Source organism: Rhizobacter koreensis (genome assembly GCF_013366375.1).
Taxonomy (GTDB): Bacteria; Pseudomonadota; Gammaproteobacteria; order Burkholderiales; family Burkholderiaceae_C; genus Schlegelella_A; species Schlegelella_A koreensis.
The window spans coordinates 556,150-578,665 of record NZ_JABWMJ010000001.1 but is presented as its reverse complement, the minus strand read 5'-3'; the positions used below and the strand labels follow the sequence as shown (position 1 = coordinate 578,665).

Sequence of the window (22,516 nt, the reverse complement as noted above, 5' to 3'; positions counted from 1 at the left end):
GAGACCGGACCGCCATGCCGCTCCCCACCCCCGCCGACGCCGCACAGTTCGCCCCGAGCGGGCGCCTGCGTGCCGCCATCAACTACGGCAACCCGGTGCTCGCGCAGCGCGGCCCCGACGGGTCGCAGCGCGGCGTGTCGGTGGCGCTCGCGACCGCGCTCGCCGAGCGGCTCGAGGTGCCGCTCGACTTCGTGTTCTTCGACGCCGCCGGCAAGGTGGTCGACGCCGTGGCGCGCGACGCCTGGGACATCGCCTTCCTTGCGATCGACCCGTTGCGGGCCGAGCAGATCGCGTTCACCGCACCGTACGTGATCATCGAAGGCACCTACCTCGTCCGCGACGACGCCCCGTTCCGGGAGGTCGACGACCTCGACCGCAGCGGCGTGCGCATCGCGGTCGGGCTCGGCGCCGCGTACGACCTCTTCCTGTCGCGCGCGCTCAAGAACGCCGAGCTGGTGCGTGCCGCCACCTCCGAAGCGTCGATCGACACGTTCGCCGAGCAGCGCCTCGACGCCGCCGCCGGGGTGCGTCAGCCGCTCGAGCAGTACGCGCGCGAGCACCCCGGCTTTCGTGTGCTGCCGGGGCGCTTCACGGCGATCCGCCAGGCGATGGCACTGCCGCGCTCGCGTGCCGCGGCCCTGCCGCAGCTCGAGGGCTACATCGAGTCAATGAAGGCGAGCGGCTTCGTCGCCGACGCCCTGCGCGCGAGCGGGCAGATGGACGCGCAGGTCGCGCCGCCGGGCGCGGGTTGAACCCGACGGGCCGGCTGCACCGAGTGGTCTGACCGTTTGCACGCATCGCCTGCGTCACTGCCGTGGGCGTGGGTCAGGCCGATGCGAGCGCGGCCGTGTCGGTCAACCTTTCCTGGCCGCCGCTCGGCCCCGCCGTGATGCGAGGGTCGAGCCGAACAGCTCGGCGCGCGCGGCACGCGTGATGGCCAGCACGCAGGGATGCGTGATGCGCCGCTCGATCGAGATCGCGTAGAACTGCTCCTCGACGCCGTCGATCACGCCGACGGCGTCGACCTGCAGCCGCGCCTGGATCTCGCCGGCGAGCACGTCGGGGCCCAGGTAGAAGCCCACACCTTCGCGGCCGAACTCCTGGGCCAGCGCGCTGTCGTCGAACTCGCCGACGATGCTCGGCCTGAGGCCGCGCGCCTTGAACCAGCCGTGCAGGCGCCGGCCGACGGCGGAATCCTCGCCCGGCATCAGGAGCGGCGCGCCGTTCAGGCACTCCGGAAAGGGGCCGCCCCACGCAGCCCGCAATGCCGGCGCCGCGTAGACCCCGATGCGCGAGCGCCCCAGGGCATGGCTGAACGCCTTGACGCTCACGGTCGGCGGCAGCGGTGAATCGGAGATGACGAGATCGAGCGTGTGCACGGCGAGCTCGGCCAGCAGACGCTCGAGCCGCCACTCACGACACACGATGCGCACCGGCGGCTCGACCGAAAGCGCCGGTTCGACCAGGTGATAGGCGATCGACTTCGGCACCGCATCCGCCACGCCGACGCGGAACTCGAGCAGGCGCGCCGTGAGCGCGCTCTGGCGTACCGCGGCCTCGAGCTCGGAGCCGAGCGAGAAGATCTGCCGCGCGTAGTCGAGCGCGAGCTCGCCGGTCTCGGTGAGCTGGAGCCGCCGACCGACCTTCTCGAACAGCGGCCCGCCGAGCCGCTCGGCGAGCAGCTGGATCTGCGCGCTGACCGTCTGCGGCGTCAGGTTGAGCTGGCGGCTCGCCGCGGCAACGCTGCCGCTCTCGGCCACCTGCATGAAGTAGTGGAGGTGCTTGTAGTTCACGTGAGCCTCAGATTTATCCGAACCACGTCGCCGGACTAATCGAATTTACCCACGGTCCGCATGGCCCTAGATTGGCCCGGTCTGCAACACCCCGAGGGCTTGCCATGGACATCCGGTTCCACATTGACGCCAGCCGTGGCGCGGCCGCGCTCGCCGAGCACGCACGGCGGCGCCTGCATCTTCGGCTCCTGCACCGCAGCGACCGCGTCGCCTACATCGCCGTCAAGGTGGGCGACACGCGCAGCCGGCGCGGTCACCGCGACACCTACTGCGCGATGCGGGTCGAGCTGAACGGCGTCCCGCCGGCCCGCGTGGTCGACGTCGGCACCGACGCCTACGGCACGATCGATCGCGCCGTCGATCGCGTCGGCCGCCTCGTCGAGACGCAGCTGACGACCGGGGCCGGCGACGGCGCAGGTCCAGGCGACGCCTGACGTCCACCAGGACCGCCCGACGCTCGCCACGGGCCTGCGGCTCGCGAGCCGGCGATTCACGACGCTTTCGAACCCACGGAGACCGCCAGCATGAACCAGGGGAACTTCCGGACCTACCCGCGCAACAGCCCACCGGCGGCGGCCCGCATCGTCGCTGCGGCGCTGCTCGCCAACGGCGACATCAAGGCGGTCGAGTGGCGGCGCCTGACGCAGCTCGACGCCGTCGCACGCCTCGGCCTGCAAGGGCTGCAATGGGACGCGGTGCTCGACGATCTTTGCGAGGACCTGATGAACGGCAAGACCGATACGGGCGACGCCCTCATCGAGCACGCGACCCTGGCGGCGTGGCTCGGCGAGGTCGACGACACCGCTCTGCAGACGCTCGTGCTCGAGCTCTGCGTCGGCGTGATCGAGGCCGACGGCGACGTGCATCCGCGCGAGTCGCTCGTCCTGCGCACGGCGCTCGACCACTGGGTGCTGGCGCCGGTCGATCAGGCGCGGGTCGAGTTGCTCGTCTACGGCCTCGACTTCCAGGTCGTGCCGCGCGGCTCGGCGTCAAGGGTGACGTAGCCCGCGGCGCAGCGGGGCGGCAGCGGCATCACGCGCGACCGCCCCGGCGTCAGGGAGCGGCGGCGCGAGTGCCGCCGGTAAGATCCGCCGCTGGGTGGGACGCCGCATCGGGCGTTTCCAGGTTCTTGCGATGGTCGGGCCGCCTCGCTGCTCCGTCACGAGTCAGGAGGCCCGATGTCCGACCCCACGGTCCAGTGGATGGCGGCGGCGATCTTTGCCGTCGCGCTGCTGCATACCTTCGCCGCCAAGCAGTTCGAGCGACTGTCGCACCGTTACCCGCGTCACGCGGGCGTCTTCCATCTGCTGGGCGAGGTCGAGGTCGTTTTCGGCTTCTGGGCCATCGTGCTGGTGCTCGGCCTCGCGCTCGTGGTCGGCGCCGCGCCTGCGCTCGAATATGCGGAGTCGCGCAACTACACCGAGCCGCTGTTCGTCTTCGTCGTGATGGTGATCGCCGCCTCGCGGCCGGTGCTGCGGACGGTGACGAGGGTCGTCGATGCTGCCGCCCGCCTGCTGCCGCTGCCGACCCCTGTCGCGACCGCCTGGCTGGGCCTGGCCGGCGTGCCGCTGCTGGGCTCGCTGGTCACCGAGCCCGCCGCGATGACGATCGCCGCCTTGCTGCTCGCACCGCGCCTCTTCCGGACCGAGGTGCCGGAGCGCATGAAGTATTTGGGACTCGGCGTGCTGTTCGTGAACGTCTCGATCGGCGGCACGCTCACGTCGTATGCAGCGCCGCCGGTGCTGATGGTGGCCGCCACCTGGCAATGGGACAGCGCGTACATGTTCGCCACGTTCGGCTGGAAGGCGGCACTCGCGGTGGTGGCGAACGCGAGCATCGCGACCTTCCTGCTGCGCCGGCACCTCCTGGTCGCACCGGCTGCAGCCGACACCGCGACGGTGCCGCCGGTCCCGCTGTCGCTCACCTTGGTGCACCTCGGGCTGCTGGTTCTCGTGGTGCTGTTCGCACACCACCCGGTGGCATTCCTCGGCATCTTCCTGCTGTTCCTCGGCATCACGCAGGCCTACGCGCGCCACCAGGACCCGCTCGTCGTGAGAGAGGCCTTGCTGGTGGCGTTCTTCCTCGCCGGCCTCGTGGTGCTCGGCGGGCTGCAGCAATGGTGGCTGCAGCCGATCGTGTCGCGCCTCGCGCCGCTGGCGCTGTTCTTCAGCGCCCTCGGCCTCACCGCGATCACCGACAACGCGGCGCTGACGTACCTCGGCTCGCTGATCGCCGGGATCTCCGACGAATCGAAATACATGCTCGTGGCCGGCGCGGTCGCGGGTGGCGGTCTGACCATCATCGCGAACGCACCCAACCCGGCCGGCGTCGCCTTGCTCAAGCGCGGCTTCACGGACGAGACGATCAGCATCGGCGGGCTGTTGCTCGGCGCCCTCGCTCCGACCGCGATCGCCGCGGCGGCGTTGCTCGTGCTGTGACGCCGGCCGCGCCCGGCCTGATGAAGCGCGGCATGCGGTCATTCGGTTTGCCACCCTTGCCTGCTCGATCAGCACGCCCCGACCCCAGCGTCGTCGAACGCGCCTACTCCTGTGCTGCCGCGGCCCGGGCACCGGGAGCGCCGGGAGCGCCGGGAGCGCCGGGAGCAGGTAAGCGCGCCGTACGGCCGATCGGTTGCCGCTCCCGCAGGGGGGGCTACACCGGAACGCGCACGCCCGTCACGCGTAGAGCTCGAACACGCGGCGCGACAGGGCCGACTTGAGGATCTCCTCGGGACCCTCGGTGATCATCATGCTGCGCTGGTCGCGCCAGAACTTCTCGATCGGCAGCTCGCGCGTGAGACCGGCGCCGCCGTGGATCTGCATGCAGTGGTCGGCGCATTCGAAGGAAAGCCGATCTCCCCGCATCTTCACGATGTAGGCGTCGTACCGGACGTCTTCGCCCTGGTCGTACCGCCACGCCGTGCGATAGACCATCAGGCGCAGCATCTGCAGCTCGATGTAGGAATCGACCAGCATCCACTGGATCGACTGGCGTTCGGCGAGCGGCTTGCCGAACGTGACGCGCTGCTTCGCGTAGCGCGCGCCGAGCTCGATGCAGCGTTCCATCACGCCGAGCGCGCGCGCGCCGTGGCGGATGCGGCCGTGGTTGATCCACGCCTGACCGACCTTGAAGCCGTCGCCCTCGGCACCGATCCGCTTCCAGGCCGGTACGCGCACGTTGTCGAAGGCGACGTCGCACGGCTCGTCGTCCATCATCGTCTTTTCCTTGCGGAGGATGCGCACGCCGGGCGTGTCCATGTCGACGAGAAAGGCCGAGATGCCGCCGTGCGCGCCGCGCGACGCATCGGTCCTCGCGATCACCTGGGCGAAGCTCGCCGTATCGGCCGAGGTGATGAAGCGCTTGCTGCCGTTGATCACGTAGTGGTCGCCGTCACGTACCGCGCTGGTCCGCATGGCGGCCGGGTCGCCGCCGGCCTCGGCCTCGGTCTGCGCGAAGCAGTCGGTCTTCTCGCCGCGCACGACGGGCAACAGGTACTCGGCACGCTGGCGCTCGTCGAGCAGGTACAGCGTCGGGCTCACCTCGGGCCCGAAGATCTGCCACTTGCGCGTCGGCAGCGCAGTGGTCCGACCCATCTGCTCCCAGACCACCGCACGAGCCAGCATGCCGAGGCCCTGCCCGCCGAGTTCGACCGGCGTCGCGAAATGCCACAGCCCCATGGCGCGCGTCATCTCGCCAAGGCGTTTGCGCAGCTCGGGGCGCAGGTCGGCGCCCTGCTGCGCGCCGGTCTCGATCGGGATCAGCTCGCGATCGACGAACTTGCGCAGTTCGCCCTGCAGCATGTGCAGCTCGTCGGGCAGTTCGAAGTCCATGCGGCGAACCTCAGCGCGCCGCGTCGGCGAGATAGCTGCGGAAGAACGCGAGCGTCTCCGGCGGCACCTTGCCGAGCGACTGCACGATCGTGTCGCCGCGCGCACCGATGATCATGCGCGGCTTGGTGGTCACGATCTTCTCGTATGCCGCAATGAACTCAGGGTCGCGCGAGAGCCGCTCGAAGGCGCGGCGCATCTCTTCTACCGCTGCGGGCGGGGCATTCGGCGGCATGAAGACGGTGCGATACATGCTGTCCATGATCTGCGTGAGGAGCTGCAGCGCCTCCCACTTCTGCCCCGAAGGGACGGTGCCCTTCACCTCCCGATGCACCTCGGAGAAGCTCATCACGTCCGGCAGGTCCGCACTGCGCCCGCTCTTGCTGTCCGAGCCGTCGTAGTCGTACTGGAACAGCGGGATCACAATTCCCTTGTCGGCCATGTTCGGCTTGATCGTCGAGTACCAGCTCGGCAGCGAGTTGTTGGTCGCGTTGATCTCGCCGCGCATCAACGCGATCTCGATGTCCTTGAGGCCTCGATACCCCGGGATCGACTCGTACTTGACTCCGAGCAGGTCGAATGCGAGGCGCTGGCGCACCGTCGCGTGGTTCGTGGGCGAGAGGAACCCCGAGCGCACCAGCGTCGCCTTGGCGATGTCGGCCGGGCGCTTGAGTCCCGGTGGCGTGTCGCTGCGCGCGTACACCAGCGAAACGCCCTGGAAGCCCGCGATGAACTTGAGGTCGTTGTACTTGACGTGCAGGATCGGGTTCGCGATGAGCTGGTCGATCGGGTCCCAGGTGAAGAAGCTAATGCTGTAGCGCTCGGGCGCCTTCGCCTCGCCCAGTGCGTTGACCCCGATCGCGCCGCCGGCGCCGCCGACGTTCTTCACGACGATCGAGCGCACCCCCTGCAGATGCTTCGGCAGGTACTGCGCAACCAAGCGCGCCTCGATGTCGGTCGGCCCGCCCGCGCTGTAGTTCACGATCATCGACACGTCCCGATCGGCGAACTCCTGTGCTGCCGCACCGACCGCGGTGCCACCAAGCAATACGGCGAGGATGCCGCGCAGCCAGAGGGTCTTCGTCATGGGTCGTCTCCTTGTTGCTTGCTGCCAGGGATAGTGCGGCCGGCGGCGCCGCGGTCAGCCGAGCTTGAACGGGTCTCGCGGTCGGCCGCTCAGCTCGACGTAGACCGACTTGGTTTCGGTGTACTCGCGGATGCTGTCGATGCCGTTCTCGCGGCCGATGCCGCTTTCCTTGTAGCCGCCGAACGGCGTCGCGTAGCTCACGACGCGGTAAGCGTTGATCCACACCGTGCCGGCTCGCAGCTTGTGGGCGACCCGGTGCGCGCGGTGCACGTTCTGCGTCCACACGGCGGCCGCCAAGCCGAAGCGGGTGTCGTTGGCGATCGTGACTGCCTCGGCCTCGTCCCGGAACGGAATCACGCTGAGGATCGGACCGAACACTTCCTCGCGCGCGATCCGCATATCGTTGGTGACGCCGCTCAGCACCGTCGGCTGCACGAAGAGGCCGCCGAGCGTCGGATCCTGCCGGCCGCCATAGGCAATGCGCGCACCGTCCTGCACGGCGACCTCGAGGTACTCGAGCACCTTGTTCATCTGCGGCTGGTTCGACACCGGCCCCATCTCGGTGTCGTCTGCCATCGGATCGCCGAGGCGTATGGCCTTGGAGCGCTCGACGATCTTCTCGAGCAACGCGTCGTGCGCGCTCTCCTCGACGAGCAGCCGGGAGCCCGCCATGCAGGTCTGGCCCGTGGCACCGAAGATGCCGGCGATTGCTCCGTTCGCGGCAACGTCGAGGTCGGCGTCGGCGAACACGATGTTGGGCGACTTGCCCCCGAGTTCGAGCGAGACCCGCGTCAGGTTGCGGGCCGCCGAAGCGGCGATCACCTTGCCGGTCTCGGTAGCGCCGGTGAACGCGACCTTGTCGACGCCGGGGTGCTTCACGAGCGCGGCGCCGAGCGCACCCTGCCCTGTCACGACGTTGAAGACGCCGTCCGGAAAGCCCGCTTCCTTCACGCGCCTGGCGAACTCGAGCGTCGACACCGACGTGTGCTCGGACGGCTTGACCACGAACGTGCAGCCAGCGGCGAGCCCGGGCGCGAGCTTGAACGTCAGCAGCAGCACCGGCGAGTTCCATGGGGTGATCGCGGCGATCACGCCGAGCGGCTCGCGTCGCGTGTAAATGAAGAAGTTCGGGCGGTCGGACGGCACCGTGTCGCCCTGCAGCTTGTCGGCGAGCCCGGCGAAGTAGTAGTAGTACTCCGGCAGGTACTGCCACTGGCCGAGCATCTCGCGATAGAGCTTGCCGTTATCGGTCGACTCGATGCGGGCGAGTTCGGCGGCGTCGCGCCTGATGATGTCGCCGAGCCGCCGCAGCAGCGCGCCGCGCTGCGACTGCGTCATCTCGGCCCACGGCCCGCCGTCGAACGCGGCGCGGGCGGCGGCGACGGCGCGGTCGACGTCGGCCTCCTCGCCGTCGGGGACCAGCGCCCAGGGCCTCCCGGTGTACGGGTTGAGGCTTTCCATCGAGCGCGCGCACGGCACATCGCGGCCGCCGATGAAGAGGCCGTACTCGTGCAGGCGGCCGGTATCGCGAGGGGTGCTGTCGTTCATGTCGATCGGTGTCGTGTGCGGGCTGGGCGGGCGGCCGGGTCAGCCGGTGGATGGCGCGTGCGCACCGACTTCGGCGAGCACCTCGGCGGTGTGCTCGCCCAGCACGGGCGGCGCCGATGTCGGCTGGTCGCTGCGCGTGCCATCCCGGAACAGCGGACGACGGATGCTGGTGACCGGCCCCATCTGCGGGTGTTCGAGCACCACGAAGCTGTCCAGATGCCGCACCTGCGGGTCGTCGAACACCTCTGTCACGTCGTAGATCGGGGCGACTGGTACGTCGAGCGAAGAGAGGCGCGCGACCCAGTCGCCGCGCGTGCGCCGCGCGAACACAGGTGCTGTCTCCGCGCGCAGCGCCTCGTAGTTGGCGATGCGGTCGAGGCGGGTCGCGAAGCGTGGGTCGTCCGTGAGCTCCGGGCGCTCGACAGCGGCCACGAAGCCGTCCCAGAACTTGGACTGCGACGACAGGTGCACCGCGACGTTGCGACCGTCGCTGCAGACGAACGCGTACGACTGCGAGGTGTGCACGCGCAGCGACGGGTCCGACACGAGGTCCATCTGCGTGTAGTACGCGAACGGGTCGGGCATGAACGCGAGCGTCGCCGCGAGCATGTTGACGTCGACGCGAGGCGCTGCGCCGGTGCGTTCGCGTTCGAGCAGCGCCGCGAGGATGCCCTGGCAGGCGTACTGGCCGGTCACGTTGTCGGCAATGGTCGGACCGGTAAGGCGCGGGTCTGCCGCATCGACGAAGAGGCTTGTCATGCCGCTGAGCGCCTGCGCGATCGCGTCGTACGCGGGGCGGCTGGCATACGGGCCGTCGCCGCCGAACCCGGTGATGCTGCAGCGCACCAGGCGCGGGTTGACGGCAAGCAGCGCGGCGTCGTCCCAGCCGAGCCGCTGCATCACACCGGGGCGAAAATTATCGAGCAGCACGTCGCTCTCGCGCACCAGCCGCTCGAAAGCGGCGCGGCCGGCAGCGGCCCGCAGATCGAGCGCCACGCTGCGCTTGTTGCGGTTGTAGGCGCAGAAGTGCGGGCTGTAGGTGCCGCCGCGAAAGCTGCGGAACGGATCGCCGCCATCGGGGTTCTCGACCTTCACCACGTCGGCTCCCCAGTCGGCCAGCATCATGCCGGCCAGCGGGGCGGTGATCATGGTGCTCAGCTCGAGCACCCGGATGCCGCTGAGCGGCCCCGACGGGGGCCCAGCGGGCGCGGCGGCCGCTGCGCTCATCCTTACTTGCTGTCGTGAGTGATGAGCGTGCCGAGCGGGAACGGCCCATGCGCCGGCTTGTACGACTTCTTGTCGATGAAGTGCGAGAGGCCCGTCTTGTACGACTGTTCCGGGTCGTCGACGCGGATGGCGGTGTTCTTGGCCAGCAGATAGTCGTAAGCCTGATCGAACGTCATCGTGCGCACGTGGCGCATCGCCTGCTTGGTGGCGCGCAGCACCGCCGGGCTTTTCTTCATCAGCTTCTGGCACAGCTCGTCGACGTGCTTCTCGAGCTGATCCGGCGGCACCGCGTGATTGATGATGCCGATGCGAACCGCTTCCTGGGCGCTGAAGGCATCGCCGATGCACGCGTGGTAGAGCGCGTGGCGATAGAGCGTCGCGTCGGCGACGACCTTGCCGACCAGAGCGCCCGGGAGGATTCCCCAGTTCACCTCGGCAAGCGAGAACTGCGCGGTGTCGGCGGCGACCGCGAAGTCGGTCGCGAGCAGCTGCATGAACGCGCCGCCGACGCAATAGCCCTCGACCACGGCGATGGTCGGCTTGTCGTAGCCGTAGAGGCGCTCCCAGCGCCAGCGGTTGGCGGTCTGCGCCATGCGCTTGGCCTGCAGCGGGTTGTTCTCCATGCCGCGGAAGAACTCCTTCAGGTCCTGACCGGCCGAGAAGTTGCCGCCGGAGCCCCGGATGATGACGATGCGCGTATCCGGATCTTCCTCGAGCTCGACCAGCGTGCGGTCCATCGCCTCATGCAGCTCCGGGCTCATGGCGTTCTTCTTCTCGGGCCGGTTGAACCAGATTGTGCTGACGCCGTTGTACTTCTCGACCTTGATCACGGGCTGCTTTCTCGTCTCGCTCATCGTCTCTCCAGGTGCGTGTGGGGTGGGTGGCGGAACTGTCGCGGCGATCACCGCTTCCAGCCAATGAATTCGTCGCATGCACCGATGAGGAGGGTTGATGCGGGCGCGGCGGCGCCACGTAAAGCCGCAGAATCCCGGGCGACCTCCACATCACCCGCCGACGCGCATCCGCCTTCCCCGTTTCCATGGCTACCCATCTCCCCTCGTTGAGCGCGCTGCGCGCGTTCGAGGCGACCTCGCGGCATCTCAGCTTCACTCGCGCCGCGACCGAGCTCAACCTCACGCAGACCGCGATCAGCCACCGCATCAAGGAGCTCGAGAACACGCTGGCGGTGCAGCTGTTCATCCGCCGACAACGCGGCATCGCCCTAACCGACGACGGCCGCGCCTATCTCGAGGCGATCCGGCCCGCGCTGTCGCAGATCGCCGCAGCGACCGACAGCGTCGCCTCGACGCGCGAGAACCGGCTCAAGGTGGCATGCCTCAGCGCGTTCGCGCTGCGGTGCCTGATCCCGGCGCTCGTCGACTTCCGGCGCCGTCATCCCGACATCGGCATCCGCATCGCGCCGATCGCGGCAGTCGAGCGCGTCAACCTGCACGACGTCGATCTCGCGATCTGGTACGGGCCCGACGAGCGGCCGGAGCTCGACCTTCGACGCTTCGGCGCCGAGGAGATCTTCCCGGTCTGCACGCCGCAGCTGCTGAAGGGCGCACCGCCACTCGTGAACCCCGATGACCTGACCCATTACCCGGTGATCCGAACGGTCTCACCGATCATCGTCGACGAGTGGCCGGTGTGGCTACGCGATGCCGGCGCAAAGCCGGCGAGCTTCGCCGACGAGGTGTTCTGCGAAGGGCTCTACTTCTCGATGGGCGCGACGCTCGCGGGCCTTGGCGTCGGCCTCGGCCGAACGTCACTGGTGGCCGCCGATCTAGCGTCGGGGCGCCTGGTCGAGCCGTTCCGCGTGCGCTCCCCGGCGGAGTCGTCGTACTACGTCGTGTGCCGGCCCGAGAAGTCGCCGCTGCCGAAGGTCGCGGCGTTCCGTGCTTGGTTGCTCGAGCGCTTCAGCGCGTCGATCCAGGCACCCGCGCCCGCCTGAAGGGCGTCGCCGCCGTATCCGGCGGCGGTGCGCGGGAGGCGCTACCGTCGACCCCTGCGGTTTCATTCGAGAGCCTGAAATGCTGATCGTCTGCGCGCACTGCCTCAAGACCAACCGGGTTCCCGACGAGCGGACCACCCAGGATCCGATCTGCGGGCATTGCCGGAACGAGCTGCTCGGCGCCGTCCCCGTCGCGCTCGACGACGCGAGCTTCGACGCCGTCGCGGCGAAGACCGAGCTGCCGATCGTGGTCGACTTCTGGGCCGACTGGTGCGGGCCGTGCCACGCGATGGCGCCGCAGTTCGCGGCCGCCGCCGCGCAGCTGAAGGGTCGCGCTCTGTTCGCCAAAGTCGACAGCGACCGCAGTCCGCTCACATCGGCGCGCTTCGGCATCCGCAGCATCCCGACGCTCGTGCTGATGCGCGGCGGGCGCGAGGTGCGGCGCCAGGCCGGCGCGGTGCAGGCAGCGCAGATCGTGAACTGGGTGTCGCGCGACGCATGAGCGGCGCTCATCCGGGCATGAGCACATCTCGTTGGCACCCGGCGAGTGCTTGTCTCACATTCGACTTCCTGCCGGCTCGTCCGGACCGATGGAGTTCGACGTGTTCTACGAGCCCGACAAGCGCAACCACGGGTTGCCGCACACGCCCTACAAGAGCTGCATGGTGCCGCGGCCGATCGGCTGGATCTCGACGCGTTCGCGCAGCGGCAAGGTCAACTTGGCGCCCTACAGCCAGTTCAACAACCTGGGATACGAGCCCGGCTACCTGATGTTCTCGGGAGGCGGCCAGTTCCCCGACGGTGGACGCAAGGACTCGGTGATCAACGCCGAAGAGAGCGGCGAGTTCGTCTACAACATGGCGCCTTACGCGCTTCGCGAGGCGGTCCACCTCACCTCCCAGATCACCGATCCGGAGGTCGACGAGATGAAGGCCGCAGGGCTCACGCCGGCACCGGCGCGTCTCGTGAAGGCACCGCTGGTCGCCGAGTGCCCGATCAGCATCGAGTGCGTCTACTACACGACTCTGATACTGCCCGGCCATGACTGGAGTTCGACCCATCACGTGGTCGTCGGCCGCGTCGTCGGCGTCCACATCAAGGACGAGTTCATCGGCCCCGACGGCAAGATCGACATCCTGAAGATCCGCCCGCTCGCGCGCCTGGGCTACACCGACTACACGTCGGTCGAGAGCGTGTTCTCGCTGGACCTGCGCGAGGACCGGCGCGACTACCTCACGTGGGGGCTGTCCGGTGGACGCTGACGAGACCCGTGCCGCGGTTCGCGCTCGCGGCTGCGGAAACGCCATGCCGCCGACTCATCCGCCGCGCCGCCGCTTCGGCGCGAGCATCGCGAGCTTGCTCGCCGCGGGCGCGTTGCCGCCGAGCCTGCTCGCGCAGACCCGCGAGGCAGGCACTTATCCCAGCCGGCCGGTCAAAGTGGTACTGCCGTTCGCACCGGGATCGGTGACCGACCTCATCACGCGAATCCTCGCCGACCGACTCTCGCAACGTCTCGGCCAGCCGTTCGTGGTCGACAACAAGGCGGGTGGCAACGGGACGATCGGCGCCGGCGCGGTCGCTCATGCGGCGCCCGACGGCTACACCATCCTGTTCACGACGAACACCACGCACTCGATCATCGAGGCACTGCTGAAGCAGGTCCCGTACGACCCCCAGAAGGACTTCACCCCGATCGCACGCTTGGCCGGCATCCCGTCGCTGGTTGTCGCGAACCCCGCGCTGCCGATCGCATCCATCGAGCAATTCGTCGCCTACGCAAAGGCGAACCCCGGCAAACTGCGCTACGGCTTCGGCAACTCCAGCGGGCAGATCGGCGGGGCGACGCTCGAGCGCGAACTCGGCATCCGCATGGTCGCGGTGCCGTACAAGGGCAACCCGCAGGCGGCGCAGGATGTGATGGCCGGCCACCTGGAAGCGATGATCGCCGACGTCGCGACCGCGCAGCCGTTCGTCAAGGCCGGGCGCCTGCGCGCACTCGCGGTGCTGACCGACAAGCGCCTCACGCTGATGCCCGACGTGCCGACGCTCGCCGAGACCGTATCGCCCGGGTTCGACGTGATCGCGTGGTTCGGCGCATTCGGCCCCGCACACATGCCGACCCAGGCGCTCGACGTGCTCGCGCGCGAGCTGAACCTCGCAGTGCAGGACCCCGGCATCGATGCGCAGCTGCGCGGAAACGGCATCGCGCCGGGCTTCGTCGGCCCGGCTGCGTTCGGGCCGCTTCTGCATCGCGAACGCGCGCGCTGGATGGCGCTCGCCAGGAGCGCCGGCATCGAGCCTCAGTAGCGCGGTGCTGGCCCCTCGACGCCGCGTTCCGTGCCGCACCGTGTCCGCACGATCGCCTGCGCGAGCGCTCGCCCTCGCCGTTCAGCCGGCCTGGGCCATGGTACCGAGGTAGAGCTCGGACAGCTCGCGTTCGGCGCCCCGCAGGCGGCGGGGATTCACGTCCATGCGCGGCTGGCGACGCTAGAACGACGCCAGCGGATTGCGGGGAGCACGGGCGCAAGCACTGCAGGCCCCTCGCCGGCCACGTGCCGTGCCGTGTCGGGCGCGCACACCCCCCGCAGACCTCCGCACCGCGTTGGCACGGGCGCCTCGCCGATACTGGCGCGATGTCGGCGCTCGTGTTCTGGAAGCTCGCCGCGATCTTCCTGATCGCGTCCCTCGGTTGGATCGTCGGCAAGCTGCGCTGGCTCGGCGACGGCGACCCCGCGCGGACGCTCTCGAACGCGGCGTTCTACATCTTCGTGCCGGCGCTGCTCTTTCGAACGACGTCGCGGATCGACTTCGCACAGCTCGACCCGGCGCTGGTGCTCGCGTTCTTCCTCCCGGTGCTCGGACTGATGCTCGGCGTCTACGTCGCCGAGCGCCACCGCAACCGCGGGGGTCGGCTCGCGGTCGCCGCGCCGAGCGTGCGCGCGATCTCGGCGGTGTTCGGCAACACGGTGCAGGTCGGCATCCCGATCGCCGCCGCACTGTTCGGGGAAGCGGGCCTCGCCATCCACGTGACCATCGTCAGCCTGCACGCGCTCACGCTGCTGACGGTGCTCACCTTCCTCGTCGAGGTCGACCTCGCGCGCGAGCGCCATCGCGAGGGCACCGGTGCACGTCGTCTCTGGCGAACGCTTGCGACGACCATGCGCAACACCATCATCCACCCGGTGGTGCTGCCGGTGCTCGCAGGCCTCGCATGGAACGCGTCGGGGCTCGCGCTGCCGCCGGTCGCCGACGAGACGCTGGCCACGCTCGGCTCGGCGGTGGTGCCGCTCTGCCTGGTGCTGATCGGCATGTCGCTCGCGTACTACGGGCTCGAGGGCACGGCGCGGGCGGCGATCGGCCTCGCGCTGCTCAAGCTGCTGATGCTGCCGGCGCTGGTGCTGGCGGTCGCGCGCTGGGGCTTCGGCCTCACCGGGATGCCGCTGGCGGTGATCGTGGTCATGGCGGCGCTGCCGGTGGGCAGCAACGCGCTGATCTTCTCGCAGCGCTACGAGACGCTGCAGGCCGAGGCGAGCGCGACCATCGTGTTCTCGACGCTCGCGTTCGTCGCGACCGGGTCGCTCTGGCTCGCGCTGCTGGCGGCGCTCGACTGAGGCGGGCTCAGGCCGGGGCCGCTGCGGCCTCGACCGTCCGCCCGCGCATCACGACATGGAAGAGCGGCGTCGCGAGCAGCGTGCTGACGATCGCCATCAGCACCAGGATCGAGAACAGGCCGGGGAGGATCACCCCGGCCGCCAGGCCGATGTTGATGATGATCAGCTCCATCAGACCGCGCGCGTTCATCAGGGCGCCGATCGCGAGCGCGTCGCGGTTGTCCTCGCCACTGATGCGCGCGGCGGCCCAGCACGCGAGGCCCTTGCCGCAGAACGAGGCCGCGAGGATGGCGACGGTCGCCAGCACGATGCCCGGGTCGAGCAGCAGGCCGAGCCGCGTGTTGAGTCCGGAGTAGGTGAAGAACATCGGCAGCAGGAAGATCACCACGAACGGCTGCAGCTGCTCGCGCAGCTTCTTCGTGAGCGCCCCGCGCGGCAGCGCGACGCCGAGGATGAAGCCGCCGAAGACGGCGTGGATGCCGATCGCGTCCATCGCGAAGGCGCTGAGGCAGAACAGCACCAGCAGCGTCGCCGTCAGCGTCGACGGCAGCGGCAGGTCGTTGCGCAGGTCGCTGCCGAGCCGGCGCAGCAGCTTCGAACCGACCAGCACCATGAACAGCGCGAACGCCACCCCGCCCGCGATCGCGAGCCAGGCGCCGCCCCACGACCCGCCGAAGCTCGCCAGCACGATGGCGAGGATGCACCACGCCGCCGCGTCGTCGAACGCGCCGGCGGTGAGCGCGAGCGTGCCGAGCGAGGTGCCCGCGAGGCCCCGCTCGTGGATGATCCGGGCGAGCATCGGGAACGCGGTGATCGCGATCGCGGCGCCGAGGAACAGCGAGGCTTCCATCACCTTCACTTTCTCGGCGAACAGGTTCGGCACCGTCACGAGCCACGGCGCCAGCGCGAACGCCAGCACGAACGGCACCAGGATGCCCGCGAGCGACACCGAGAAGGCGCTGCGGGCGCGCGCCCTGAAGTGGTCGGCGCGGAACTCGGTACCGACGAGGAACATGTACAGCCCGACGCCGAGCTGCGCGGCGACGTAAAGCGTTCCCATCGTCGCCTTCGGAAACAGCAGCGCCTGCAGGTCCGGCAGCACGAGGCCGAAGATCGACGGGCCGAGCGCCACGCCGGCGATCATCTCGCCCACCACCTGCGGCTGACCGATGCGCTGGGCGAGCCGGCCGACGAGCTGGCACACCGCGACGATGACGGCGGCCTGGATGAAGAAGTGGACCGAGAGCTGGGAGATGGCCATGGGAGGGCGCGTCGGGCCGCGGGTCGCGGCGGCGCGATTATCGGCAGCCCCGCCGACCGCCGGCTTCAGTGCGCCTCGGAAGGTGGGCGCCCGCGCAGTCCTCACCGGGAATGCGAGGGGTGGGCGCCTCGTGCGGCGGTGCCACGCAACCCTATGATGCGTCTCGCCCGACCCGGGGCGCCAACCATCCGCAGGGGATCCCGATGAATCGATCCGCTCACGTGCTGAAGACGTTCGCCGTCGCCGCGCTGCTCGCCGGCACCGGCTCGGCGTTCGCCGCCAAGACCCTCGTCTACTGCTCCGAGGGCAGCCCCGAGGGCTTCAACCCGCAGTACTACACCACGGGCACGACCTTCGACGCCGTGTCGGTGCCGATGTTCAACCGGCTCGTCGAGTTCGAGATCGGCACCACCAAGGTCGTGCCCGCGCTCGCCGAGAGCTGGACCGCGTCGCCCGACGGCCTGACCTACACCTTCAAGCTGCGCAAGGGCGTCAAGTTCCACAGCAGCGCGAGGTTCAAGCCGAGCCGCGACTTCAACGCCGACGACGTGCTGTTCTCGTTCAACCGGATGGCCGACCCGAACCATCCGTTGGCCAAGACGCTGCCCGGCGCGACGTACGCGTACTTCGACGACATGGACATGAAGAACATCGTCGACCGCGTCGAGAAGGTCGACCCGCTGACGGTGCGCTTCGTCCTCAAGAAGCCCGAGGCGCCCTTCATCGCGAACATGGCGATGGACTTCGCGTCGATCCTCTCGGCCGAGTACGCCGACAAGATGAAGGCGGCCGGCACGCCCGAGGTCATCGACCGCGAGCCGGTCGGCACCGGCCCGTTCCAGTTCGTCTCGTACCAGAAGGACGCGGTGATCCGCTACAAGGCATTCGACCAGCACTGGGGCGGCCGCCCGAAGATCGACAACCTGGTGTTCGCGATCACCACCGACGCGTCGGTGCGCTACGCCAAGCTGAAGGCCGGCGAGTGCCACGTGATGGCGTTCCCGAAGCCGGCCGACGTCGCGCTGATGAAGAACGACCCGAACATCGACCTGGTCCAGCAGAACGGCCTCAACGTCGGCTACATCGCGTTCAACGTCGAGAAGAAGCCGTTCGACAACAAGATGGTGCGCCAGGCGCTCAACATGGCCGTCAACAAGAAGGCCATCCTCGACGCGGTGTTCCAGGGCGCCGGCCAGGTCGCCAAGAACCCGATCCCGCCGACGCTCTGGTCGTACAACGACAAGGTGCAGGACTACCCCTACGACCCCGCGAAGGCCAAGGAGCTGCTGGCCAAGGCCGGCTACCCCAACGGCGCCGAGGTCGAGCTCTGGTACCTGCCGGTCACGCGCCCGTACAACCCCGACGGCAAGCGCATGGCCGAGCTGATCCAGGCCGACTGGGAGAAGGTCGGCATCAAGGCCAAGCTCGTCACCTACGAATGGGGCGAGTACAGAAAGCGCAGCAAGACCGGCGAGCAGCACGCCATGATGTTCGGCTGGTCGGGCGACAACGGCGACCCCGACAACTTCTTCGTCCCGCTGCTCGGCTGCTCGGCCGTCAAGGGCGGCGGCAACGTCGCGCGCTGGTGCAACCAGAGCTTCGAGGACCTGGTGCAGAAGGCGAAGACAACGCCTCAGCAGGCCGATCGCGCCGCCCTCTACATGAAGGCTCAGGAGATCGCCAAGGAAGACGCGCCGTGGATCACGATCGCCCACTCGGTTCGCTTCGATCCGGTCCGCAAGGAAGTGATCGGCTACAAGATGGACGCGACCGCGCACCACTACTTCAACAAGGTGGATCTGCGGCAGAAGTGAACGAGTACGGGCCCGTGGGCGCGGCCGGCACCCGGGCCCGTACGCATGGCGGCGGGCCCGCCCGCCCGCCGCCCGCTCGCCAGGCGCAACGCCAGCTGCGGCGGATCGCAGCGGGCACGCCCTGACACGGCATCCACCGCCTGATGCTCGCCTTCCTCCTCAAGCGTCTCGCCCTCGTGGTGCCGACCTTCCTCGGCATCACGCTGCTGGTGTTCTCGCTGATCCGCCTGATCCCGGGCGATCCCGTCGAGGCGCTGTCGGGCGAGCGCGGGATGACGCCCGAGCGCTACCAGCGTCTGCTGCACGAGTTCGGGCTCGACCGGCCGCTGCCGGTGCAGTACCTCGACTACGTCTGGCGCGCGCTGCACGGTGACCTGGGCGTCTCGATGATCTCGCACGAGCCGGTGTTCGCCGAGTTCATGGCGCGCTTTCCGGCCACGATCGAACTCTCGCTCTGCGCAATGCTGCTGGCGGTCGTGATCGGCCTGCCCGCGGGGATGCTGGCCGCCGTCAAGCGCAACACGATCTGGGACTACTCGGTGATGGGCGCGTCGCTCACCGGCTACTCGATGCCGATCTTCTGGTGGGGCCTGCTGCTCATCCTCACGTTCTCGGTCGGGCTCGGCTGGACGCCGGTGTCGGGGCGCATCGCCATCCAGTACGACATCGCGCCGGTCACCGGCTTCATGCTGGTCGACTCGCTGCTCGCCGACGACGCCGGCGCGTTCCGCAGCGCGCTCTCGCACCTGGTGCTGCCGACCATCGCGCTCGGCACCATTCCGCTCGCGGTGATCGCGCGCATGACACGCTCGAGCATGCTCGAGGTGCTGCGCGAGGACTACATCCGCACCGCCCGCGCCAAGGGGGCTTCGAGCTGGCGCGTGATCGCGGTGCATGCGCTGCGCAACGCGCTGGTGCCGGTGGTCACGACGATCGGCCTGCAGGTCGGAACGCTGCTCGCCGGCGCGATCCTCACCGAGACGATCTTCTCGTGGCCGGGCATCGGCAAGTGGCTGGTCGAGGCGATCCACCGGCGCGACTACGCGGCGGTGCAGGGCGGCATCCTGCTGTCGGCGAGCGTGATCATCGGCGTCAACCTGCTGGTCGACACCCTGTACGGCGTGATCAACCCGCGGATCCGTCACGCATGAGCGCGAACGGCACGCCCGCGGAGCGGCGGCCGGGCGCGGCTGACGCCGCAGCGTCACCGCGAGACGGGGACGCTCCCGCGGCTTCTCCGCTCGGCCTGCCGATGGCCGACGCGGCCCTCGCGCTGCCCGCCGGCGGCATCGGCAGCGCCGCGCTCGGCGCCGGCGCCACCGTGAGCACGCTGCCGACCAGCGCCGCGGCCGCGCACGACCCCGCCGGCGCGCCGACGAGCCCTGCCCGCGCGCTGTGGCGCGACTTCCGGCGCAACCGCGGCGCGCTCGTCGGCCTCGGCGTGGTGATCGCCCTGCTGGTCGTGGCACTGCTCGCCGACCTGATCGCGCCGTACTCGCCGAGCGAGCAGTACCGCGATGCGACGCTGCGCGCGCCCTCGCTGCAGGCGGTCGGCGGCCACGTCTTCGTGCTCGGCACCGACCCGGTCGGGCGCGACATCCTGTCGCGGCTGATCCACGGAACGCGGCTCTCGCTGCTGATCGGCCTGGTCGCCGTCGGGCTCTCGCTCGGCGGCGGCATCGTGCTCGGGCTCGTCGCCGGGTTCTTTCGCGGCTGGCTCGAGTTCGCGGTCATGCGGCTGATGGACATCATGCTGGCGCTGCCGAGCCTGCTGCTCGCGGTGGCGGTGGTCGCGGTGCTCGGGCCCGGGCTCGCCAACGCGATGTTCGCGATCGCGATCGTCATGCTGCCGCACTTCGTGCGGCTCACCCGCGCGGCGGTGATCGGCGAGCTCGCCAGGGACTACGTCGCCGCGTCGCGCATCGCCGGCGCCGGCACGCCGCGCCTCATGTTCGACACCGTGCTTCCGAACTGCGCCGCGCCGCTCATCGTGCAGGCCACGCTCGGCGTCTCGACCGCAATCCTCGACGCCGCGGCACTCGGCTTTCTCGGCCTCGGCGCGCAGCCGCCGACGCCCGAGTGGGGCTCGATGCTGGCGAGCGCGCTCGAGTTCATCCAGAGCGCGTGGTGGGTGGTGACGCTCCCGGGCCTCGCGATCCTGATCACCGTGCTCGCGTTCAACCTGATGGGCGACGGCCTGCGCGACGCGCTCGACCCGCGCCTCAAGCGATGAGCGACGTGCCTGCCTCGGCGTCGCCGGCGCTCTCGCGCCGGGCGTTCGGCGTCGACCTCGGCCCTCCGCGCACGCCGACGCCGCTGCTCGAGGTGCGCGGCCTTCACGTCGCGTTCGGCAGCCCGGCGGCGCTGCCGGCCGTCGACGGCGTCGACCTCTCGATCGATGCCGGCGAGGTGGTCGGCGTGGTTGGCGAGTCGGGCTCCGGGAAGAGCGTGAGCGCGCTCGCGGTGATGGGGCTGGTCGACGACCCCGGCCGAGTCGCTGCCGAGCGCCTGGCGTTCGACGGCCGCGACCTGCTCGGCCTCGCGCCGACGGCGCGCCGGGCCCTGCTCGGGCGCGACCTCGCCATGATCTTTCAGGATCCGCAGGGCAGCCTCAACCCGGCGTTCACCGTCGAGTACCAGCTCGTCGAGGCGCTGCGCCTGCACGAAGGCGGCAGCCGGCGCGCGCTGCGCACGCGCGCACTCGAGCTGCTGCGCGCGGTCGAGATTCCGGATGCCGAGCGGCGTCTCGCGGCCTATCCGCACCAGCTCTCCGGCGGCATGGCGCAGCGCGTGATGCTCGCCATGGCGATCGCCTGCGACCCGCGTCTGCTGATCGCCGACGAGCCGACCACCGCGCTCGACGTCACGATCCAGGCCCAGATGCTCGCCCTGCTCAAGCGCCTGCAGCGCGAGCGCGGCATGGCGCTGCTGCTGATCACGCACGACCTCGGCGTGATCGCCGAAGTGGCGCAGCGCGTCGTCGTGATGTACGCAGGGCAGGTGGTCGAGACCGCACCGGTCGACGCCCTTTTCGCGAGGCCGCACCACCCGTACACGGCGGCGCTGCTCGCCGCGCTCCCCGAGCGCAACGCCGGCAGGCGCCGCCTGCGCACGCTGGGCGGCGTCGTGCCGGCGCCGCACGAGCGGCCGGCCGGCTGCCTGCTCGCGCCGCGCTGCGCCTACGTGCGGCCGCGCTGTGTCGCCGAACGTCCGGCGCTGTTCGAGGTCGAGGACGGGCGCGCGGCGCGCTGCTTCTTTCCGCTGCACACGCCCCATGCGGTGCCGCCGTCGCGCCCCGAGGCGTTCGACGGCCACGATGCGGGTGACCCTGCCGCGCCGGCATCCCGCAGCGATGCACCGGCCGCCGAGGCGGCGCCATGAGCGCGAGCGTCCTCGAGGCCGACGCCCTCGCCAAGCACTACCCCGTCGCGCAGGGCTTCCTCAGGGCCGCCGCGCAGCTGCGCGCGCTCGACGGCGTGTCGTTCCGACTGTCGGCCGGCCGCACGCTCGCGGTGGTCGGCGAGTCGGGCTGCGGCAAGAGCACGCTGGCGCGCCAGGTCACGATGATCGAGACGCCGAGCGCCGGCCGGCTGCTGGTCGACGGCGCCGACGTCACGGCGGCCGACGCAACGCGCCGGCGCGCCCTGCGCCGCGACGTGCAGATGGTGTTCCAGAACCCGTTCGCGAGCCTCAACCCGCGAAAGACGATCGGCCAGGCGCTCGAGGAGCCGCTCGCCATCAACACGCGGCTCGGCCGCGGCGAGCGTGCCGAACGCGCGCGCACGATGCTGGCGCGGGTCGGCCTCGCGCCCGAGCACGCGGCACGCTATCCGCACATGTTCTCGGGCGGCCAGCGCCAGCGCGTGGCGATCGCCCGCGCGCTGATGCTGGCCCCGAAGGTGGTGGTCGCCGACGAGCCGGTGTCGGCGCTCGACGTCTCGATCCAGGCCCAGGTGCTGAACCTGCTGATGGACCTGCAGCAGGAGACCGGCGTGGCCTACCTCTTCATCTCGCACAACCTCGCGGTGGTCGAGCTGATCGCCGACGAGGTGCTCGTGATGTATCTCGGCAAGGTGGTCGAGCGCGCGCCCGCGGCGCGGCTCTTCGCCGCGCCGCGCCACCCGTACACGCGCGCCCTGCTCGCGAGCACGCCGCGCATCGACGGGCGTGCGCGCCCCGACCGCACGCCGCTCGCGGGCGAGCTGCCGTCGCCGCTCGCGCCGCCGTCGGGCTGCGTGTTCCGCACCCGCTGCCCGCACGCGCGGCCACGTTGCGCCGAGGTCGTTCCGGCGCTCGAGAGCGTCGGCGGCGATCAGTGGGTCGCCTGCATCCGCAAGGACGAGATCGGCTGAGGCGGGCGGCGCGGGTTGCCGCCGCGCCCACGAGGTGCCGGG

At 70.1% G+C, this 22,516-nt stretch carries 21 protein-coding genes; 14 read left to right on the top strand and 7 right to left on the bottom strand.

Going from position 1 to position 22,516, the window contains the following annotated elements; all coding sequences use genetic code 11:
* Positions 1-14 precede the first annotated feature (14 nt).
* Positions 15-752 (top strand): ABC transporter substrate-binding protein, encoded by a 738-nt coding sequence (locus HQN59_RS02490; protein ID WP_176065712.1) that lies wholly within the window; start codon positions 15-17, stop codon positions 750-752.
* A 102-nt stretch (positions 753-854) separates the two neighbouring features.
* Here the strand turns inward: HQN59_RS02490 and nhaR are convergent, their stop codons facing one another.
* A complete protein-coding gene (gene nhaR, locus HQN59_RS02485) occupies positions 855-1,793 on the bottom strand; it encodes a transcriptional activator NhaR (RefSeq protein ID WP_176065710.1) in 939 nt (312 codons plus the stop codon).
* Positions 1,794-1,897: 104 nt separating this feature from the next.
* On the opposite strand from nhaR, the gene HQN59_RS02480 reads away from it, so the two are divergent.
* The 3 genes from HQN59_RS02480 (at position 1,898) to HQN59_RS02470 (ending at position 4,231) form a co-directional block, all read left to right on the top strand.
* A complete protein-coding gene (locus HQN59_RS02480) occupies positions 1,898-2,227 on the top strand; it encodes a hypothetical protein (protein WP_176065708.1) in 330 nt (109 codons plus the stop codon).
* Between the two features lie 90 nt (positions 2,228-2,317).
* Complete coding sequence (locus tag HQN59_RS02475) at positions 2,318-2,797, top strand: TerB family tellurite resistance protein (RefSeq protein WP_176065706.1); 480 nt, start codon at positions 2,318-2,320, stop codon at positions 2,795-2,797.
* Positions 2,798-2,971: 174 nt separating this feature from the next.
* On the top strand, positions 2,972-4,231 hold the full coding sequence (locus HQN59_RS02470) for a putative Na+/H+ antiporter (protein ID WP_176065704.1): 1,260 nt from the start codon (positions 2,972-2,974) through the stop codon (positions 4,229-4,231).
* Between the two features lie 237 nt (positions 4,232-4,468).
* Here the strand turns inward: HQN59_RS02470 and HQN59_RS02465 are convergent, their stop codons facing one another.
* The 5 genes from HQN59_RS02465 to HQN59_RS02445 form a co-directional block, all read right to left on the bottom strand.
* A complete protein-coding gene (locus HQN59_RS02465; RefSeq protein ID WP_176065702.1) occupies positions 4,469-5,623 on the bottom strand; it encodes an acyl-CoA dehydrogenase family protein in 1,155 nt (384 codons plus the stop codon).
* 10 nt (positions 5,624-5,633) lie between these two features.
* Positions 5,634-6,707 carry a hypothetical protein gene (locus HQN59_RS02460; protein WP_176065700.1) on the bottom strand — a complete coding sequence of 358 codons (1,074 nt, stop codon included), beginning with the start codon at positions 6,705-6,707 and terminating at the stop codon, positions 5,634-5,636.
* A 54-nt stretch (positions 6,708-6,761) separates the two neighbouring features.
* The gene (locus tag HQN59_RS02455) at positions 6,762-8,222 is read right to left on the bottom strand and encodes an aldehyde dehydrogenase (protein WP_425342682.1); all 1,461 of its coding nucleotides are present in this window, start codon (positions 8,220-8,222) and stop codon (positions 6,762-6,764) included.
* A gap of 72 nt (positions 8,223-8,294) precedes the next feature.
* Positions 8,295-9,482 (bottom strand): CaiB/BaiF CoA transferase family protein, encoded by a 1,188-nt coding sequence (locus HQN59_RS02450; RefSeq protein ID WP_176065696.1) that lies wholly within the window; start codon positions 9,480-9,482, stop codon positions 8,295-8,297.
* Positions 9,483-9,484: 2 nt separating this feature from the next.
* Complete coding sequence (locus HQN59_RS02445; protein WP_176065694.1) at positions 9,485-10,336, bottom strand: p-hydroxycinnamoyl CoA hydratase/lyase; 852 nt, start codon at positions 10,334-10,336, stop codon at positions 9,485-9,487.
* A 185-nt stretch (positions 10,337-10,521) separates the two neighbouring features.
* On the opposite strand from HQN59_RS02445, the gene gcvA reads away from it, so the two are divergent.
* The 5 genes from gcvA to HQN59_RS02420 all read left to right on the top strand — a co-directional run bounded on the left by gcvA (position 10,522) and on the right by HQN59_RS02420 (position 15,047).
* Positions 10,522-11,436: a transcriptional regulator GcvA gene (gene gcvA, locus HQN59_RS02440; RefSeq protein WP_176065692.1), complete on the top strand. Its 915-nt coding sequence runs from the start codon at positions 10,522-10,524 to the stop codon at positions 11,434-11,436.
* Between the two features lie 79 nt (positions 11,437-11,515).
* Positions 11,516-11,938, top strand: coding sequence for a thioredoxin TrxC (gene trxC / locus HQN59_RS02435; RefSeq protein ID WP_176065690.1), 423 nt, complete (start codon positions 11,516-11,518; stop codon positions 11,936-11,938).
* 49 nt (positions 11,939-11,987) lie between these two features.
* Positions 11,988-12,698, top strand: a complete 711-nt coding sequence (locus HQN59_RS02430; RefSeq protein WP_217703803.1) for a flavin reductase family protein — start codon at positions 11,988-11,990, stop codon at positions 12,696-12,698.
* Between the two features lie 43 nt (positions 12,699-12,741).
* Positions 12,742-13,743 (top strand): Bug family tripartite tricarboxylate transporter substrate binding protein, encoded by a 1,002-nt coding sequence (locus tag HQN59_RS02425; RefSeq protein ID WP_176065688.1) that lies wholly within the window; start codon positions 12,742-12,744, stop codon positions 13,741-13,743.
* Positions 13,744-14,069: 326 nt separating this feature from the next.
* Positions 14,070-15,047, top strand: coding sequence for an AEC family transporter (locus HQN59_RS02420; protein WP_176065686.1), 978 nt, complete (start codon positions 14,070-14,072; stop codon positions 15,045-15,047).
* Between the two features lie 7 nt (positions 15,048-15,054).
* Here HQN59_RS02420 and HQN59_RS02415 read toward each other — a convergent pair whose 3' ends face one another.
* On the bottom strand, positions 15,055-16,308 hold the full coding sequence (locus tag HQN59_RS02415) for a cation:proton antiporter (protein ID WP_176065684.1): 1,254 nt from the start codon (positions 16,306-16,308) through the stop codon (positions 15,055-15,057).
* A 197-nt stretch (positions 16,309-16,505) separates the two neighbouring features.
* Between HQN59_RS02415 and HQN59_RS02410 the strand changes: the two genes are divergently transcribed.
* The 5 genes from HQN59_RS02410 (at position 16,506) to HQN59_RS02390 (ending at position 22,474) form a co-directional block, all read left to right on the top strand.
* A complete protein-coding gene (locus HQN59_RS02410) occupies positions 16,506-18,122 on the top strand; it encodes an ABC transporter substrate-binding protein (RefSeq protein ID WP_342451109.1) in 1,617 nt (538 codons plus the stop codon).
* Between the two features lie 143 nt (positions 18,123-18,265).
* Positions 18,266-19,273 carry an ABC transporter permease subunit gene (locus HQN59_RS02405; protein ID WP_176065680.1) on the top strand — a complete coding sequence of 336 codons (1,008 nt, stop codon included), beginning with the start codon at positions 18,266-18,268 and terminating at the stop codon, positions 19,271-19,273.
* A gap of 101 nt (positions 19,274-19,374) precedes the next feature.
* Positions 19,375-20,355 (top strand): ABC transporter permease subunit, encoded by a 981-nt coding sequence (locus HQN59_RS02400; protein WP_176065678.1) that lies wholly within the window; start codon positions 19,375-19,377, stop codon positions 20,353-20,355.
* Positions 20,352-21,503, top strand: coding sequence for an ABC transporter ATP-binding protein (locus HQN59_RS02395; RefSeq protein ID WP_176065676.1), 1,152 nt, complete (start codon positions 20,352-20,354; stop codon positions 21,501-21,503). Before HQN59_RS02400 ends, HQN59_RS02395 begins: the two co-directional genes overlap by 4 nt.
* Positions 21,500-22,474, top strand: coding sequence for a dipeptide ABC transporter ATP-binding protein (locus HQN59_RS02390; RefSeq protein ID WP_176065674.1), 975 nt, complete (start codon positions 21,500-21,502; stop codon positions 22,472-22,474). Before HQN59_RS02395 ends, HQN59_RS02390 begins: the two co-directional genes overlap by 4 nt.
* The last annotated feature ends 42 nt before the right edge of the window (positions 22,475-22,516 follow it).